Raw genomic sequence first — 505 nt, 5'->3', positions numbered from 1 at the left:
CCCGCCGATCGCGGACTCCCGGTCCCAGACCAGGGTGCGGGTGACCCGCCCGACGTCGCTGATCAGCTGCCACATCCCGGACAGGATGTCCCCGGCCTGGCGTGAGGGGATCATCGTCGCGGACAGGAACCGCGAGTAGCCCAGCGTCATCACCAGCACCGGCAGAACTCGCTCCTGACCGGCCCCGACGGGGATCGTGGTCTCGGGGAACCACAGGTCACACTGGGCGATCTCGCCCGGTGCATAGACGACCCGGTCGACCGGGTCGACCCCCAGATACTCCGGGCGGATCTGGCGGATCCGGTCCTTGAGCACGGTCAGCGAGTGCGCCCACCCGATCCGCTCGGCGATCACCGTGGCCGGCATCCGCGGGAACTGCGCCAACAGAGCCCGCACCTGCGGCTCGACCGCATCAGCCAGCGAACCCCGCGGGCCCCGTTCCCGCCGCGGTGGGCCCGCGGGGTTCGCTGGCTGATGCGGTCGAGCCGCAGGTGCGGGCTCTGTT

At 71.3% G+C, this 505-nt stretch carries 1 pseudogene; it reads right to left on the bottom strand.

The features are described from left to right. Positions 1-505, bottom strand: a pseudogene (locus tag FVA95_RS31860) (IS21 family transposase); the annotation flags it as partial.

This window comes from Pseudonocardia sp. EV170527-09, assembly GCF_008369905.1.
Lineage (GTDB): Bacteria > Actinomycetota > Actinomycetes > Mycobacteriales > Pseudonocardiaceae > Pseudonocardia.
The sequence above is the reverse complement of the archived record's forward strand: the minus strand, read 5'-3'. Positions and strand labels throughout refer to the sequence as shown.